The organism is Streptomyces sp. NPDC050617, assembly GCF_040654795.1.
Taxonomy (GTDB): domain Bacteria; phylum Actinomycetota; class Actinomycetes; order Streptomycetales; family Streptomycetaceae; genus Streptomyces.
In genome coordinates this window covers 91,381-106,014 of the sequence record NZ_JBFAIS010000002.1, presented here as the reverse complement: position 1 = coordinate 106,014, position 14,634 = coordinate 91,381, and the positions used below count along the sequence as shown (strand labels likewise).

17 protein-coding genes are annotated in these 14,634 nt (G+C 74.1%); 6 read left to right on the top strand and 11 right to left on the bottom strand.

What is annotated here, in order from left to right; all coding sequences use genetic code 11:
* The first annotated feature begins 133 nt into the window (after window positions 1-133).
* Window positions 134-580, top strand: coding sequence for a hypothetical protein (locus AB0I49_RS03140; protein ID WP_363225064.1), 447 nt, complete (start codon window positions 134-136; stop codon window positions 578-580).
* 29 nt (window positions 581-609) lie between these two features.
* Here the strand turns inward: AB0I49_RS03140 and AB0I49_RS03135 are convergent, their stop codons facing one another.
* From AB0I49_RS03135 to AB0I49_RS03105, 7 genes are all read right to left on the bottom strand, one after another.
* Complete coding sequence (locus AB0I49_RS03135) at window positions 610-1,263, bottom strand: response regulator transcription factor (protein ID WP_363225062.1); 654 nt, start codon at window positions 1,261-1,263, stop codon at window positions 610-612.
* Window positions 1,264-1,358: 95 nt separating this feature from the next.
* Window positions 1,359-2,786, bottom strand: a complete 1,428-nt coding sequence (locus tag AB0I49_RS03130; protein WP_363225061.1) for a condensation domain-containing protein — start codon at window positions 2,784-2,786, stop codon at window positions 1,359-1,361.
* The gene (locus tag AB0I49_RS03125; protein ID WP_363225060.1) at window positions 2,783-3,493 is read right to left on the bottom strand and encodes a DsbA family protein; all 711 of its coding nucleotides are present in this window, start codon (window positions 3,491-3,493) and stop codon (window positions 2,783-2,785) included. Before AB0I49_RS03125 ends, AB0I49_RS03130 begins: the two co-directional genes overlap by 4 nt.
* 50 nt (window positions 3,494-3,543) lie before the next feature.
* Complete coding sequence (gene fabG / locus AB0I49_RS03120) at window positions 3,544-4,305, bottom strand: 3-oxoacyl-[acyl-carrier-protein] reductase (RefSeq protein ID WP_363225059.1); 762 nt, start codon at window positions 4,303-4,305, stop codon at window positions 3,544-3,546.
* 56 nt (window positions 4,306-4,361) lie between these two features.
* Complete coding sequence (locus tag AB0I49_RS03115; protein ID WP_363225057.1) at window positions 4,362-5,456, bottom strand: beta-ketoacyl synthase N-terminal-like domain-containing protein; 1,095 nt, start codon at window positions 5,454-5,456, stop codon at window positions 4,362-4,364.
* A 57-nt stretch (window positions 5,457-5,513) separates the two neighbouring features.
* On the bottom strand, window positions 5,514-6,788 hold the full coding sequence (locus AB0I49_RS03110) for a beta-ketoacyl-[acyl-carrier-protein] synthase family protein (RefSeq protein WP_363225430.1): 1,275 nt from the start codon (window positions 6,786-6,788) through the stop codon (window positions 5,514-5,516).
* Window positions 6,789-6,883: 95 nt separating this feature from the next.
* Window positions 6,884-7,153, bottom strand: a complete 270-nt coding sequence (locus tag AB0I49_RS03105) for an acyl carrier protein (RefSeq protein WP_363225056.1) — start codon at window positions 7,151-7,153, stop codon at window positions 6,884-6,886.
* Window positions 7,154-7,315: 162 nt separating this feature from the next.
* On the opposite strand from AB0I49_RS03105, the gene AB0I49_RS03100 reads away from it, so the two are divergent.
* The gene (locus tag AB0I49_RS03100; RefSeq protein ID WP_363225055.1) at window positions 7,316-7,924 is read left to right on the top strand and encodes a flavin reductase family protein; all 609 of its coding nucleotides are present in this window, start codon (window positions 7,316-7,318) and stop codon (window positions 7,922-7,924) included.
* Window positions 7,925-8,025: 101 nt separating this feature from the next.
* Window positions 8,026-9,594, top strand: a complete 1,569-nt coding sequence (locus AB0I49_RS03095) for a tryptophan halogenase family protein (RefSeq protein ID WP_363225054.1) — start codon at window positions 8,026-8,028, stop codon at window positions 9,592-9,594.
* On the opposite strand, the gene AB0I49_RS03090 is transcribed toward AB0I49_RS03095, so the two are convergent.
* Window positions 9,585-10,979, bottom strand: a complete 1,395-nt coding sequence (locus AB0I49_RS03090) for a selenium-binding protein SBP56-related protein (RefSeq protein ID WP_363225053.1) — start codon at window positions 10,977-10,979, stop codon at window positions 9,585-9,587. The two genes, AB0I49_RS03095 and AB0I49_RS03090, sit on opposite strands and share 10 nt — an antisense overlap.
* Window positions 10,980-11,277: 298 nt before the next feature.
* Here AB0I49_RS03090 and AB0I49_RS03085 point away from each other — a divergent pair, with 298 nt between their 5' ends.
* Together AB0I49_RS03085 and AB0I49_RS03080 are read left to right on the top strand one after the other, a co-directional pair.
* Complete coding sequence (locus AB0I49_RS03085; RefSeq protein WP_363225052.1) at window positions 11,278-11,718, top strand: hypothetical protein; 441 nt, start codon at window positions 11,278-11,280, stop codon at window positions 11,716-11,718.
* Between the two features lie 183 nt (window positions 11,719-11,901).
* Entirely contained in the window at window positions 11,902-12,165 is a 264-nt protein-coding gene (locus AB0I49_RS03080) for a hypothetical protein (protein ID WP_363225051.1), read from the top strand.
* A gap of 148 nt (window positions 12,166-12,313) precedes the next feature.
* Here AB0I49_RS03080 and AB0I49_RS03075 read toward each other — a convergent pair whose 3' ends face one another.
* Entirely contained in the window at window positions 12,314-12,628 is a 315-nt protein-coding gene (locus AB0I49_RS03075) for a hypothetical protein (RefSeq protein WP_363225050.1), read from the bottom strand.
* 206 nt (window positions 12,629-12,834) lie between these two features.
* Here AB0I49_RS03075 and AB0I49_RS03070 point away from each other — a divergent pair, with 206 nt between their 5' ends.
* Window positions 12,835-13,308, top strand: a complete 474-nt coding sequence (locus tag AB0I49_RS03070) for a DUF1707 domain-containing protein (protein ID WP_363225049.1) — start codon at window positions 12,835-12,837, stop codon at window positions 13,306-13,308.
* A gap of 88 nt (window positions 13,309-13,396) precedes the next feature.
* Here AB0I49_RS03070 and AB0I49_RS03065 read toward each other — a convergent pair whose 3' ends face one another.
* Together AB0I49_RS03065 and AB0I49_RS03060 are read right to left on the bottom strand one after the other, a co-directional pair.
* Window positions 13,397-13,903: a hypothetical protein gene (locus AB0I49_RS03065; RefSeq protein ID WP_363225048.1), complete on the bottom strand. Its 507-nt coding sequence runs from the start codon at window positions 13,901-13,903 to the stop codon at window positions 13,397-13,399.
* 125 nt (window positions 13,904-14,028) lie between these two features.
* The gene (locus AB0I49_RS03060; RefSeq protein WP_363225047.1) at window positions 14,029-14,625 is read right to left on the bottom strand and encodes a TetR/AcrR family transcriptional regulator; all 597 of its coding nucleotides are present in this window, start codon (window positions 14,623-14,625) and stop codon (window positions 14,029-14,031) included.
* Window positions 14,626-14,634 lie beyond the last annotated feature (9 nt).

Sequence of the window (14,634 nt, the reverse complement as noted above, 5' to 3'; positions counted from 1 at the left end):
GGGCGCCGGCCCGCTGCCGGGCCGGGCGGTGGGCGGCGGCGCTGCCACACGCTAGGCACGGCCGCTTTTCGCTCGTTATCCGTTCAATTTCGCCGCCGCCAGGCGCGTTTGGGCCGGAGGTACGATCCAGCGCATGACGAACGGGACGGGGACGCCGCGGGCGGCGGGGACGCGCACGGCGAGAGCGCTCACCCTCTGCGCGGTGCTGCTCATGGGGTGGATCGTGGTGCTGGCGGTGACGATGCCGAGCGGCGACTACGTGGTGCGGCGCTGGTCGCTGGCGTGGATCGGGCTGGACGTCGCGCAGGTCGCGGGGCTGCTCGCGACCGCGGTGCTCGCCCGCCGGCAGCACCCGATGCTCCCCGCCGCGGCGGCCGGCGCCGGCACCCTGTTCCTGGTCGACGCGTGGTTCGACACGGTCACCGCGCGGGTCGGCCTCGACTACGCGCAGGCGCTGCTGATCGCGTGGCTCGCCGAACTGCCGCTGGGCATCCTGCTGTGGGCCGCCGCCTGGCGGGCCGCGCGCCGGGCCGGGGGCCGGAGCCGGGCCGGGGAGGAGCGGGCCGCGGAGCGCCCCTGAGCCGCGCGCAGGCGGGCCGCGCGCCGCCGTCAGTTGCGCAGATACGCCAGTACGGCCAGGACGCGTCGGTGTCCGTCCGCCGTCGGCGGCAGGTCCAGCTTCATGAAGATGCTGCTGATGTGCTTGCCGACGGCCGCCTCGCTCACCACCAGGGTGCGGGCGATCGTCGCGTTGGACCGCCCCTCGGCGATCAGCGCGAGCACCTCGCGCTCGCGCGCCGTCAGCCGCTCCAGCGGATCGCGGCGGTGGCTGAGCAACTGCCGTACGACGGCCGGGTCGACCACCGTGCCGCCGTCCGCGACCCGGTGCAGCGCGTCGATGAACTCCTCCAGCCTGCCTATCCGCTCCTTGAGCAGATAGCCGACGGCCACCCCGCCCGAGGAGTCCAGCAGCTCGGACGCGTAGGTGCGCTGGATGTACTGGCTGAGCACCAGCACCGGCAGCTCCGGCGTCGCCCGGCGCAGGTCGAGCGCGGCCCGCAGCCCCTCGTCGGTCTGGGTCGGCGGCATCCGGACGTCCGTGACCACGATGTCCGGGCGCGTCCCGGCGACGGCCGACAGCAGCGATTCCGCGTCGCCGACGGCCGCGGCGACCTGGTGGCCGAAGCGCGTGAGCACCCCGGTGAGCCCCTCGCGGAGCAGCGGGTTGTCCTCGGCGATCACCGCCCGGAGAGATCGCGTCACGTGTCGCTGCCTTCGCTGAGTACCGGATCTGATGCGACCTCAGAGTAGTTCACCGCCCGCCGAACGGGCCGCGAGGCGCTTGAACAGGCGGCCCCTCACCCGTACTCGCCCGCCCCGTCGCCCGCGCCCAGGGCCAGCAGCGCGGCCAGCTCGTCCCCGGCCAGCAGCTCCACATCCCCGACAGCGGTGTCCGGGGCCTCGGCCGCGACCCGTACGAACCGCTCGTACGCGCTCGCCAGCCGCTCCACCGTGGCCCGCTCGAAGAGGTCCGTGTCGTAGCTGAACACCGCCGTGAGCCCGTCCGCCCCGTGCTCCAGGCGGACCATCAGATCGAGCTGGCCCTCCTGCTGCGGCACGTCGATCAGCGCGAGGCCGAGGCCGCCGAAGCCGATCGGGGGGCCTTCGGGAGCGCCGCGCGGCACGCTGGGGACCGGCGGGTCCATCCGGCCCAGCTGGACCAGGAACACCGCCATCCGGAAGAGCGGGGCCCGGCCCGCGCCCGCCGCCGCGCCGTCCGCCGGCGGCAGCGTGCAGGGGTGGCGGACCTGGAGCATGCCGCCCAGCACCTCGCGCTCGGCCGCCGCCGCGAGCGTGCGCAGCGAGTCCGAGGGTGCGGTGCGGGCCCGTACCGGGAGGGTGTTGAGGAAGCAGCCGACGACGTTCCGGCGCTCCTTGCCGATGCGGTTGGTGGCGGGGGCGCCCAGCAGGAAGTCCGTGCGGCCGGTCCAGCGGTGCACGAGCGCCTGGAAGGCGGCCAGCAGCAGCGCGTACGGGGTGGTGCCCAACTCCTTTGCGCTCGACATCAGTTCGTCGGATAAGGGGAGGGGCAGATGCAGGCGGACGGTGTCGCCGCGGTGGGAGGGCAGCGCCGGGCGCGGCCGGTCCAGCGGCAGTTCCGCCGCGCTCGTACCGGCCACCGCGTCCCGCCAGTAGGCGGCGGCGCGCCGCCCGGCGGGCGAGCCCAGGAACTCCGCCTCCTCCCGTACGTGGTCCTCGTAGCTCCCGCGCAGCGCGGGCAGGCCGGGGTCGGTGCCGGCGGCCCGGCCCCGGTAGGCGTGCAGCAGATCGCGTACGAGCAGCCAGCGGGAGGTGAAGTCGCCGACGATGTGGTGGGCGGAGGTGACGAGCGCGAAGTCGTCGTCGGCGCGGCGCAGCAGCACCACCCGGAACGGCCCGCCGCCCTCCAGGTCGAACGGCTCCTCGCCCGCCCGCCGCACGGCCCCGTACAGCTCCGGCAGGCCGATGCCCGGCACGTCCCGCACCTCCAGCCGCACGAACGGCTCGGGCCGCTCCAGCCGCACCGGTTCCCCGTCGGCCTCGGTGAATGACGACCGCAACTGCGCCTGCCGCGCCCCCAGATCGGCCACCGCCTGCTCCAGGGCCGGTACGGACAGGGGCCCGCGGACGCGCAGCGGCATCACGATGTTGTACGCGCTGGAGCCGGGCGCCACCCGGTAGGCCGTCCACATCGAGCGCTGCACGGCGCTGAGCGGACGGCCCGCGCGCTCGCCCCCGCCGGTCATCCGCAGCCTCCCGCGTGTCCCGCGTCCACCGCGCCCAGGCCCGCCGCGACGAGCTCCGCCGCGCCGTCCGGTTCGGGCACGGGGAGCGCGGCGAGGAAGGCCGGGAGCCGGTCGAGCCCCCAGTAGGCGTCCCGGCCGCGGGTGAAGAACGGGACGCCGAAGACCCCGTCCGCGTCGACGTCCAGCAGTGCCCGTACGCCCATGTCCCGCACGTCCGGGTCGTCGACGGCGCCCCTGGCCTCCCCGGGGTCGATGCCCAGCTCCCCGGCGAGCTCGCCGACAACCGCCGGGTCGCAGATGTCGCGGCCCTCCTGCCAGCGGGCCCGCGAGACCCGCTCGATCCAGGCCCGCCCCAGACCGTGCCGCTCGGCGACGAACCACGCCAGGTGCGGCACCTCCCACCAGGGCGATCCGTCCACCGGCCAGGTCACCGCGAGCCCCCGCTCGGCGGTCAGCCGCCGCACGTCGCGCAGGATGTAGAACTGCTTGGCGCGCGACATCGGGGTGTACGGGAAGGCGCCGCCCGCCTCGGCGAGCAGCTTCCCGCTGAGCGCGTCCGGCTCCCAGAACGGCCGCCACTCCAGGCGGTCGGCGGCGTCCGGGCGGTCGCGCAGCAGGTCGTGGAGGGCGAGCCAGGAGTACGGGCTGCGCAGGCTGAAGTAGAAGCGGGCCGGTCGCCGGCCGGTCGTGGGCAAGGCTGTAGGCATGGGGGTTCTCCTGGCTTCGGCGGGCGGGGCGGGCCGGTACGTACGGGCGGTCACAGCGCGATGCCGCCGTCGACCTGGAAGACCTGGCCGGTCACGTACGAGGCATGCGGGGAGAGCAGGAACGCGACGAGCGCGGCGACCTCCTCGGGCCGACCGAACCGGCGCAGCGGTATCCGCCCGAGCATCTCCCTGGCCACCTTGGCGTCCAGCGACGCGGTCATGTCGGTGTCGATGAAGCCGGGCGCGACGACGTTGGCGCGCAGCCCGGACCGGCCCTGCTCCTTGGCCAGCGCCTTGGTGAAGCCGATGATCCCGGCCTTGGCCGCCGAGTAGTTCGTCTGCGACGCCTGCCCGTACGTGCCCGCCACCGAGGACAGCGTGACGACGGCGCCGGTGCGGCGCTTCATCATGGAGAACGCGACGGCGTGGCACAGGGCGTACGTGCCGTCGAGGTTGGTGCGCAGCACCGCGTCCCACTCCGCGTCGTCCATCAGCACCAGCGGGTTGTCCCGGACGATCCCGGCGGCCGTGACCAGCGCGTCCACGGGGCCCAGCGCCGCCTCCGCCTCCTTGACGAAGGCCCGTACGCCCGCCCGGTCGGTGACGTCGACGCGGCGGGCCAGGACGCGCGCGCCGTGGGCGCGGGCCAGGCCGGCGGCGGTCGCGGCGGCCTGCTCGTCGCTGCGGTAGCAGAAGGCCACGTCGTGGCCGTCGCGGGCGAGGCGCTCGACGACGGCCCGGCCGATGCCGCGCGAGCCGCCGCTGACCAGGGCCACGGGCCGGGCGGGCGCGGACGCTTCGGGCTGGGTCACGATGGGGTTCCTCCCGACCCGCGCGCGCCGGGGCGCCGGGTCGCGGTCGGGGGCGGTCACGGGCGTCCGCCGACGCCGGTCAGCAGCGTGCAGCCCACGCCGCTGTCCGGGTCCACGGAGGTGATCAGCGCGGCCGGGGCGGCGCGGTCCTCGGCGGCCGAGAGCACCGCGGCGGTCTGGAAGGCCGCGGCGGCGGCGTAGGCGTCGCCCAACAGCGGGCGGGTGCAGAGCCGTTCGGCCCGGTCGCCGACGGTCTCGGTGAGCGCCGCCGCCTCCTGCTTGCCGAGCGGGCCGGGGGGCTGGGACGGCGCGACGAGGGTGACGTCGCCGGGCGCCGTGCCGGTTTCGCGGAGCACGTCCTCGACGCAGTGCGCGAGGGCCGCCCCGGCCCGGTCCGGGGCGGTGAACGCCCGGAAGCGGGACGCGGCGACGCGGGCCAGCACCGGACGGCCGGCCGCCCGCGCGCCCGCCGCGCGCTCCAGCACGAACAGCGCGCCGCCCTCGCCCAGCGGCTCCGGCGTCGCCTCCCGGCTCGCGGCCCACGCCAGCCGGGCGCGCTGCGGCGAGTACTCCTCCACCGCGCCGCACAGCAGCAGGGCGGCGTGGCCCCGGCGCAGCAGCCGGGACGCGTAGTTGAGGGCCAGCAGGCCGGTGGGCGCGCCGCCGGACAGGGTGGTGTTGGGGCCCTTGAGCCCGTACCGGATGGCGCTCTGCCCGGCCGGGCGGTTGAGCACGGTGTTGGGGAACAGGGCGGGGTCGACGTGGTACGGCTTCTCGCCGGTGAGCGCGTCGCGCGTGAAGTCCATGATGCTCTGCACGCTGCCGGAGGAGCCGAGCACCAGCCCCACCCGCTCGGGGTCCTCGCCCAGCCCCGGCTCGTACCGCTCCAGCAGCATGCCGAGGGTGACGACGGCGATGCCCGTCACCCGGTCCATGGCGCGGGTGCCCTTCTTGCCGAGCACGGCGCGGACGTCGAAGTCCGGGATCAGCCCGGCAGTGTCGTACGGGCCCGGCCACGCCCGCCGGTCCAGCGGGGCGAGCGCGGTGCGGCCGGAGCGCAGCCCCGCGCCGAACGCCTCGCGCCCCAGCCCGTAGGGCGACGCGGCCGACCACCCCGAAATCACCAGGGCGCGGCTCTCCTCGGTGGCCATATGGCTCCTCAACTCTTCATTGCGGCGGGGTAGGCGGGAAGGTCGGATCTCCGGGTGTCAGGTGTCAGGCGGCCGGTGTCGCAGCGGGCCGGCGGTCGTCTGCGGAGTGGCCGTCGGGGCGCGGCCGAGGATCAGCACGGCGTTGTTGCCGCCGAAGGCCAGCGCGTTGTTCTGCACCACCCGCAGATCGGCGGCCACGGCCGTGTTCGGCACGCAGTCCACCCCGCACTCGGGGTCGGTCCGCCCGTGGTTGATGGTCGGCGGCACGAACCCCTCGGTCAGGGCCAGTGCGCAGGCCGCCGCCGCCAGGGCGCTCGCGGCCCCCATGGTGTGGCCGATCATGGACTTGATGGAGATGGTGCGCGGCAGGTCCGTGCCGAACACCTGGCGGATCGCGCCCGCCTCGGTGACGTCGTTGGCCCTGGTGCCGGTGCCGTGCGCGGAGATGAAGTCCACGTCCTCGGGGCGGATGCCCGCGTCGCGGTGCGCGGCGGCGACGCACCGCGCGATGCTGTCCCGGTCGGGCGCGACCGGGTGGTGCGCGTCGCAGCTGAGGCCGTAGCCCAGCACCTCGGCGTAGATCCGGGCGCCGCGCGCCACCGCCGAGTCCAGGCTCTCCATCAGCAGGATGCCCGCGCCCTCGCCGGTCAGGATGCCCTCCCGGTCGACGTCGAAGGGGCGGCAGACCTCGGGCGCGATGGTGCCCAGCCGGTAGAAGCCGGTGAACGTCTTGCGGCACAGCGCGTCCGCGCCCCCGCACAGCGCCGCCTCCACGTCGCCGCCGCTGATCGCGTCGAAGCCGTAGCCGACGGCGTAGTTGCCGGCCGCGCACGCCGTGGGCACGGTCACCGCCTCGACGTCCTCCAGGCCGAGGTCGCGCACGATGGCCGAGGACAGCCGGGCGGAGCCGACCCGCCGGGCGACCACCGGGTCGCCGTGCTCGTCGCCCGACTCGACCTGGAGCGCGGTGAGATGGTCCAGGTCCCGCGACTCCCCGTCGGTGGTGCCGACCGACACCAGTACGCGCCGGTGGCGCAGGTCCTCAGCGAGCAGCCCCGCGCCGGCCACCGCCATGTGGGCGGCGGCCACCGAGAACTGCGCGGCCCGGCCCAGCTCCTCGGGGCGCGCCGCGCGCAGCCAGCGCTCCGGGTCGAAGCCGGTGATCTCGCAGGCGTTGGCGTAGTCGAAGCCCGCGGTGTCGAACGCCGTGATCGGTTTGACGGCGCTGCGGCCCGCGCGCAGCCCGGCCGCGAACTCCTCGACGCCGGTGCCGATGCTGCTGACCACGCCGAGCCCGGTGATCACCACCCGCCGCGTGCCGTCTGCCCGCAGCCCGTCCGCACGCGACCTGCCCGTACGCGACCTGCCCGTACGCGACCTGCCCGTACGAGTCCCGTCCGTACGCGGACCGTCCCCACGCGCCCCGTTCACCGGCTCCGCGCCTCCGCCACCACGGCGTACACGCCCGAGAGATTGACCATGCGGCTCAACTCGGACTGCTCCAGGGTGATGTTGTACGTGCGCTCCAGCTTGGCGAGGATCTCGATGGCGCCCAGCGAGTCCGCCTCGTGCTCCTCCTTGAACAGGCTGACGTCGCTGACCTCGTCCACTTCGAGTTCGAGCACATCGCAGACCATCTCCTTGATCCGCTCCTTGTCGGTGTCGCCGAGACCGGCGGCGGGGGTTTCGGTGGTCATGGCTGCCTCCTGGGTGTGGCGGGCGCCCGGTGGCCGCGGGCACGCTGCCGGATCGTTCCGGCGCGGGCTATGCATTGCCTATACGCGCACCCGGCGGCGGCCGTATAGCGGCGGTATGGGCGGGCTCCGCACCCTGTGACGCCTACCGGACAGGAGCCCCGCATGATGGACCCGATGGACCCGATGGACCCGATGGACCCGATGGACCCGATGGACCCGACGGCCCCCGCGACCGCCCCGGACGGCCCGGAGAGGGTGGATCTGCGCCCCTTCATGGCCGGCTTCCCGACCGGCGTCGGCGTCGTCACCGCGCTGGACGCCGCGGCCGCCCCGTACGGCATGACCTGTACGTCCCTGTGCAGCGTCGCCCTCGACCCGGCGACGCTGCTGGTGTGCGTCGGCCGCGGCCGGCACACCCTGCGGGCGCTGCTCGCCACCGGGGGTTTCACCGTCAACCTGCTTCAGGAGGAGGCGCGGGACACTGCCGGGCTGTTCGCCTCGGGCGCCCCCGACCGCTTCGCGCGGACCGCGTGGCGGGTGCCGCCCGGCGGCCTCGGCCCGCATCTGTACGAGGCCGCGCACGCCGGCGCCGACTGCCGGCTCCAGGAGACCGCGGCCTTCGGCGACCACCTGGCGGTGTTCGCCCGCGTCACCCGGATCACGCGGTACGCGCCGCCGCGGCCCCTGCTGTACGGGCTGCGGCAGTTCGCGGACTGGACGGCGGCGGCCGGCGCGCCGCGCGCGGCCACCGGCACCGCCGCCGGGGTGTGAGGGCCGCCGCCGCATGCGTAACGGCGAATTCCCTTGAATACCGAAGAAATATAGGAACTGCCCGCAGAGTACGAGAATCCCACTCGTAGCGGAGGAATCACATGCTATCCAGCGTAGTCATCGTCGGCGGCGGCACGTCCGGCTGGATGACGGCCGCGTATCTGCGGGCCGCGCTCGGCGGCAATATCTCGGTGACCCTCGTCGAATCCGACCGGATCAAGACGATCGGCGTCGGCGAGGCCACGTTCAGCACCGTCCGGCACTACTTCGACTACCTCGGCCTCACCGAGAACGAGTGGATGCCGCGCTGCAACGCCACGTACAAGCTGGGCATCCGGTTCGAGAACTGGCGGGCCGAGGGGCATTACTTCTACCACCCCTTCGAGCGGCTGAGGGTGGTCGACGGATTCCCGCTGACGGACTGGTGGCTGCATTCGGGGCCCGGCGACCGGTTCGACCAGGACGTGTTCCTGATGTCCGCGATCTGCGACGCCGAGAGATCACCGCGCTATCTGAACGGAAGACTCTTCGAGCAGGATTACGTGGAGAAGACGGCGGGCGACGGAGCGGTTCCGGAGCGCACCAGCCTCTCCGAGCAGGACACCCAATTCCCCTATGCGTACCAGTTCGACGCGTCGCTGCTGGCCGACTTCCTCGCCGAGTACGCCACCGCGCGCGGCGCCCGGCACGTCGTGGACGACGTCCTGGAGGTCGTACGGGACGACCGGGGCTGGATCAGCCACATCACCACGCAGGAGCACGGGGAGATAGCCGGCGACCTCTTCGTCGACTGCACCGGCTTCCGCGGGATGCTGCTGAACGAGGCGCTGGGCGAGCCCTTCATCTCCTACCAGGACACCCTGCCCAACGACCGCGCGGTGGCGCTGCGCGTCCCCGTCGACATGGAGCGGCGCGGGCTGCGGCCCTGCACCACCGCGACCGCGCAGGACGCCGGGTGGATCTGGACGATCCCGCTGTACGGGCGGATCGGCACCGGCTACGTCTACGCCTCCGACTACTGCTCGCCGGAGGAGGCCGAGCGCACCCTGCGGGAGTTCGCCGGGCCCGAGGCCGCCGAGCTGGAGGCCAACCACATCCGGATGCGCGTCGGCCGCAGCCGCGACTCGTGGGTCAACAACTGCGTGGCCATCGGGCTCTCCAGCGGTTTCGTCGAGCCCCTCGAATCGACCGGGATCTTCTTCATCCAGCAGGGCGTCGAGGAGCTGGTCAAGCACTTCCCGGACGCCCGCTGGGACCCCGGGCTGCGGGACTCCTACAACCGGGTCGTCGCCGACTCCAAGGACGGCGTACGGGAGTTCCTGGCGCTGCACTACCGGGCCGCGGCCCGCGCCGACAACGCGTACTGGCGGGACGCCAAGACCCGGCCGGTGCCGGACGGGCTCGCCGAGCGGCTGGAGGGGTGGCAGTCGAAGCTGCCGACGCCGGAGACCGTCTTCCCGCGCTACCACGGCTTCGAGTGCTACTCCTACCTGTCGATGCTGATCGGCCTCGGCGGCGTGCCGCTGCGGTCCGCGCCCGTGCTGGGACTGATGGACGGGGCCCGCGCGAGGAAGGAGTTCCAGCTGCTGCGGGACCAGGCCCGCGACCTCGTGTCCCGGCTGCCCAGCCAGTACGCGTACCTGTCCCGGATGCACGCCGGTCAGGGATAGCAGTACGAGTCCGACGACGCGTCGCCGCCCTCCAGGTGGGTCTGGTGGACGCGCAGGCCGCGGAACTCCTCGCCGTGCGGGAAGAACCGTTCGTCGACGCGGAGGCCGCCGCGCTCGGTGTCCGCGTCGAGCTTGACGAGCCAGGGGTCGATGCCGTCCGGGTAGAACTGGTCGTCCCAGGAACCGTAGAGGGAGTTCGTCAGGTACACCCGGCGGCCGTCGCGGCTGAGCTCGACCATCTGGGGGCCGCCGGTGAGCGGGACGTCGGGCGCGGCGGGGTGCGGGCGGCGGCCGGTGATGCCGCCGAGGCGCACGGACGCGGTGCGGCGGGGGCGGAAGGGGTCGCCGACGTCGTACTGGAGGAGCTCGCCGGTGCCCCACGCCGATACGTACAGCCAGCGGTCGTCGACCGACAGGTTGATGTCGGTGATGAGCGGCGGCACCGCGCCGAACGGCTTGAGGGCCGGGGGCAGGTCCTCGGTCTTGGCGGGCTCGGCGGGCAGGGTGACGACCTTGGTGGCGGTGTACTCCCCGCCGTCGCGGTGCCACAGCCACACGGAGGCGGACAGGTCCGCGACGCTCACGACGACGCCCGCGAACCCCCAGGTGGCGCGCGGGTCGTGGGCGGGGCGCAGCTCCAGCACCATCTGGTGCTCGTCGCCCAGGTCCACCCGGCGGCGGTGGCGGCCGGTGTCCAGGTCCCAGAAGTGCAGGGCGTGTCCGTAGCCGCGGCCGAGCAGCAGGTCCGGGTCCACGCCGTCCTCGATCATCGAGGGGGTGCCCCACTCGCTGGTCACGGCGGTGTTGTGGGCCAGGTGCCACCACACGTCGTACGCGAGGCGCTGCGGGCCGCGGTCGCTCTCCCAGGCGCGCCGCACCGCGAACGTCTCGTGGTCCAGCAGCGCCACGCCGCCCGGCCCGTCCGCGCCGTCGGCGCCGCCCAGGCAGGAGAGGAAGACGCCGTCGGGGCCGCAGTGCAGCGTGTGCGGTCGCGAATAGCCCGCCTTGGCCGCGAGTTCCTCGGCCTCGACGACCTTCACCAGGCGGGGCCGGGCCGGGTCCGGGTGGGTGTCGAAGACGTGCAGCCGTGAGGAGCGCAGGCCGGGCGCGAGCAAGTAGCGGCGCTCGGGGGAGTGGTGGCCCTCGTGGGCGAGCGCGCTGGAGCAGGCGTTCCAGCCGAAGTGGTGCAGCTCGTCGCCGAGTCCGGGCACCTCGGTCATGTGCGTGACCCGGCCGTACGAGGCCGAACCGGGGTCGGTGTCCAGGACGAACAGCGCGTCCGGTCGGCGGGCCGAGCGGTCGAACCCGACGACGTAGGCGAGCTTTTCGGGCGGCCCGGCCACGGCGTCCGCCGGGGTCCGGTAGAGGGTGCGGTCGGTGGTCATGCCGGGTCTCCTCGGTCCGTACAGGGGCGGTCCGTACGCGGTCGGTCCGTTCGAGAAGGGGCGTGCCGTGCCGTGTTTCAGGACGGAGCGTCGCACACGGGGTATCGGCTGCCAAGTGGGCGGCGGGCGCTCCGGCCACGGGCGAACGGCGGGTGGGGAGCGGCTGATTCGGCCGGGTCACGGGGGTCGCCACGGGCGGGAGGGGCGCCTTCCGCGCTCATAATGGACGCGCTCCGAGCACCGGCAGTGCGGTGCGGACCGCGGAGCCCGACACCACGAATGAGATGTGAGGACGCCAGTGAACACGGTACGACGGTGCGATGAGGGCCGGAACGAGGCCCGCATACCGGCTGCGGCGCCCGCCGGGCGGCGGGGCCGGGCGGTCGCGGTGCTGGCGTTGCTGATCGGCGCGCTCGTGGCGGGCGCCCCCGCTGCGGCCTCGGCCGCGCCGGTCGATCAGGTCCTGGCCGTATCCGCCCGGCAGGCGGTGGCCGCCGACGGCGCGGGCGCCGCGTCGGCCCCGGTCGCCGCCGCCGCTCCCGCGGCTCGCGTGGCGGCGTCGGAGGGTCAGCAGGCGCTGGCCTCGGCGGAGAAGCCCAAGAAGAAGAAGGCCGGGTTCTTCAAGAAGCTCGGCATCTTCCTGCTGGTGCTGGTGATCGTCATCATCCTCGTGGTGGTGCTGGTGATCTGGCTGATCGTGCGCGCGGTGCGGCGGATGTTCAGCCGTCGGCGCGACTGACCGGGGCCGGCAGGCGGTCCGGGCGGACGGTCCGGGCAAGGGGCGGGGAGTCCGGGCAGACGGTCCGGCGGAAGAAATTCAGCCTAGTTTCTCACTTGCGCAATTATTGAAGCGTAGGCTTCGCAGTGCGCGGTCCGCGGGAGCCGAGCCGTAGCAGCCGTAAACGACGGGTGGGAGATCACGATGGTGTGGGAGACGGCGGTGCTGGACGGGCCGGCCGACGCGTCGGCCTGGGAGACGGCCGTGCTGCGGGGCGGCCCGGCCGACGGCACCCGCATCCAGGTCGCCGGGCGGCCGAGCGTCGTCCAGGTGGTCCGGCAGTGCCCGGCCGAGCAGGACGGCGACGCGCCGGACGCGTGGCGCGTGCAGGCCCTCTACGTCTACCGCCGCGACCACCGCGGCGGCGACGGCTTCCCGCACTACGGCTTCGACCCGGCGAGCCCCTGAGCCGGGCGATCCCCCGAGCCCGGCGCTTCCGAGCCGGGGCGGTCCCCCGTGCCGCCCCTTCCGCCGGGCCGCGGGCCGGATGACGCTGGCCCGCGGCCCGGAACCGCGCGCGTACGGGCGCCCCACCCCCGGGGGCGCCCGTACGCCGTCAGAACAGCGGGGGCTCCTCGTGCTGCGGCAGGCCGGAGTCCATGGGGATGCCCTCGGCGGCGGCCATGGCCTCGACGGCCTGGGCCGCCATCACCATGCCGATCTCCTCCAGCACCTGGATCGACTCGATGACGAGCGTCTCGGCGGCCTTGGCCATCTGGTCGCCCGCCCGGTTCCGCTCGGCCAGTTCCGCCTCGTCGGCCGGTACCCGGAGCTCGGTCACGCGGGCCGCCAGCCGGTCGTGGCGCTCTTCGAGCGCGTGGATCCTGCGGACGGCCCGCAGGATCTCCTCGTCGGTCGGGCGTTCGGCCATGGCTGTCTCCTCCGTGGGGTGTCGTACCTGGTGGTCGCGGGGGACGGCACGTGCGTCGACTGCCCCCCCGCCCTATTGTGATCGGCATCTCAGGACGGGCGCGGCGCACCCCTGGCGCCTCGCCGCAGCCCGCGTACGCTGGACGGCCGAGGAGATCGCCGGGAGGCGGTTTCCGCAGGCAGAGCGAGTCGAGGGGGAATGCTCCAGTGGGGAGTCTGCCGGGCGTACGGGCCAGTACGCGGGAGCGGGACCAGGCAGTCGAGGCATTGACCGAGCATGTGGTGCAAGGGCGGCTGACGGACGCGGAGTTCGAGAACCGGTCGGACAGCGCGCGGGCCGCCGCCTCGCGCGACGAACTGCTGCGGCTCTTCGACGATCTGCCGCAGCCGCACCCGGTGTTCGACGCGGCGGAGCCGGGCCTTCCGGTCCCGGCGGCCGGGCAGTCGCCGGCCCCGGCGACGCGGTCCGGCGACGGTGCCCCGGCGACGCGGCCGGAGGGTTCGGCCCCGGCCAGGCTGAGCGGCGCCGCCGCCGCGGCCGTCTACGGGATGTTCCCGGCGGCCGGTGTCATCGCGGTGGTGCTGATGGTCCTCACCGGGGCCTGGTACTGGCTGCTCATCGTGCCCCCGGTGGCGTACGGGGCGCGCCAGGCGGTCAAGAAGCGGCGACGGCGGGACTGACCCCGCAACTGCCCCCGCAACTGAAGCCGGCGGACGGCGGCGCCGCCGCGCCGCTGTCCGCCGGTCCGCTTCTGCGGCGAGCCGCCGCCTACGGGTGGTAGTGCTCGGCGATCGTGGTCGCCGCGCCGTTCTTTACGGTGGCGCGGACCTCGACGGCGTTCGTCTTCGCGGCCTTCGTCAGCTGCTTGAGGGTGCACGGCTTGGTGCCGTAGCCCTTGCTGTCGATGGTGACCGTGCCGTCGGCGCCGCCGCAGATCGCGGCCGCGCCGAGGACCTTGGTGTGCGGGCCGACGTAGAAGGCCTGCTCCATCCCGCCGGACTTGGGGGCCACGGTCACCTTGCCGGGCGCGAGGTACTTCAGGGTGCCGCGCCACGTGCCGTTCACGCCCTTGGCGCCGGCGTCGGCGGTGGAGGCGTGGTGGGCTTCGGCCGTCGCGGTGCTGCCGTGCGCGGGCGCGGCGTCGCTGACGGTCGCCGTCAGGCCGATGGCCGCGGCGGCGATCACGGAGGCGACGACGGCGCGGCGGACCTGGTGGCGTCCGTAGGAGCTGGTGAAGGACATGAGGGGTTCCCCCTTGAGCTGGCTCGGGGTCATGATCGGTCGATCTCCCACCAGCCTGCCGCGCGCCATTGGTGATCCACTAACAGATCGCTAACGGGCGGGGGTTGAGCCGCGGCGCCGGGACCCTTCAGCGGCCCCGGCCGCAGCGCCGGCATCCCTCAGCGGCCCCCGGCCGTAGCCGCGTCGAGCAGCAGTTCCGCCGTGGCCCGCGCGTCCTCGCCCGCGCTCGGTTCGCCGTCGATGGCGGTGATCGTGGTGGCGCCCTCGATGAGGATCAGCAGCTGCCGGGCGAGACCGGCCGGCCGGTCGATGCCCGCCTCGGTGAGCAGGCGCTCCAGGAGCTCGCGGTAGCGGGCGAGATGGAGCCGGGGGAGCTGCCGCACGGGGCCGTCCTGGTGCCGGGTCTCCACGGCGGTGTTGACGACGGCGCAGCCCCGGTAGCCGTCCCTGGCGTACCAGACGGTGAGCAGGTCGAACAGGGCCAGCACCCGCTCCCGCCCGGCCTCCGTCGCCGCCAACTGGCCCGTGAGCCAGAGGTGGATGCGGTCGCTGCGGTCCTGGAGGACCGCTTCGACCAGGCCGTCCTTGGAGCCGAAGTTGCGGTAGATCGTCAGCTTCGACGCGCCCGCGTGCTGGGCGATCTCGTCGACGCCGACGTCGTGCACGCCCCGCTCGTAGAACAGCTGGACAGCGCTGGCCAGCACGCGGGCGCGGGTGGCGCGCGGGTCGATCGTGGTTCCCGCCTTGACTGGCATACGGACATT

Coding starts and splice junctions, on each gene's coding strand:
- AB0I49_RS03140 (WP_363225064.1), top strand. CDS start 134: ATGACGAACGGGACGGGGACGCCGCGGGCGGCGGGGACGCGCACGGCG.
- AB0I49_RS03130 (WP_363225061.1), bottom strand. CDS start 2,786: ATGACCGGCGGGGGCGAGCGCGCGGGCCGTCCGCTCAGCGCCGTGCAG.
- AB0I49_RS03125 (WP_363225060.1), bottom strand. CDS start 3,493: ATGCCTACAGCCTTGCCCACGACCGGCCGGCGACCGGCCCGCTTCTAC.
- AB0I49_RS03115 (WP_363225057.1), bottom strand. CDS start 5,456: ATGGCCACCGAGGAGAGCCGCGCCCTGGTGATTTCGGGGTGGTCGGCC.
- AB0I49_RS03105 (WP_363225056.1), bottom strand. CDS start 7,153: ATGACCACCGAAACCCCCGCCGCCGGTCTCGGCGACACCGACAAGGAG.
- AB0I49_RS03100 (WP_363225055.1), top strand. CDS start 7,316: ATGATGGACCCGATGGACCCGATGGACCCGATGGACCCGATGGACCCG.
- AB0I49_RS03095 (WP_363225054.1), top strand. CDS start 8,026: ATGCTATCCAGCGTAGTCATCGTCGGCGGCGGCACGTCCGGCTGGATG.
- AB0I49_RS03090 (WP_363225053.1), bottom strand. CDS start 10,979: ATGACCACCGACCGCACCCTCTACCGGACCCCGGCGGACGCCGTGGCC.
- AB0I49_RS03080 (WP_363225051.1), top strand. CDS start 11,902: ATGGTGTGGGAGACGGCGGTGCTGGACGGGCCGGCCGACGCGTCGGCC.
- AB0I49_RS03075 (WP_363225050.1), bottom strand. CDS start 12,628: ATGGCCGAACGCCCGACCGACGAGGAGATCCTGCGGGCCGTCCGCAGG.
- AB0I49_RS03065 (WP_363225048.1), bottom strand. CDS start 13,903: ATGACCCCGAGCCAGCTCAAGGGGGAACCCCTCATGTCCTTCACCAGC.
- AB0I49_RS03060 (WP_363225047.1), bottom strand. CDS start 14,625: ATGCCAGTCAAGGCGGGAACCACGATCGACCCGCGCGCCACCCGCGCC.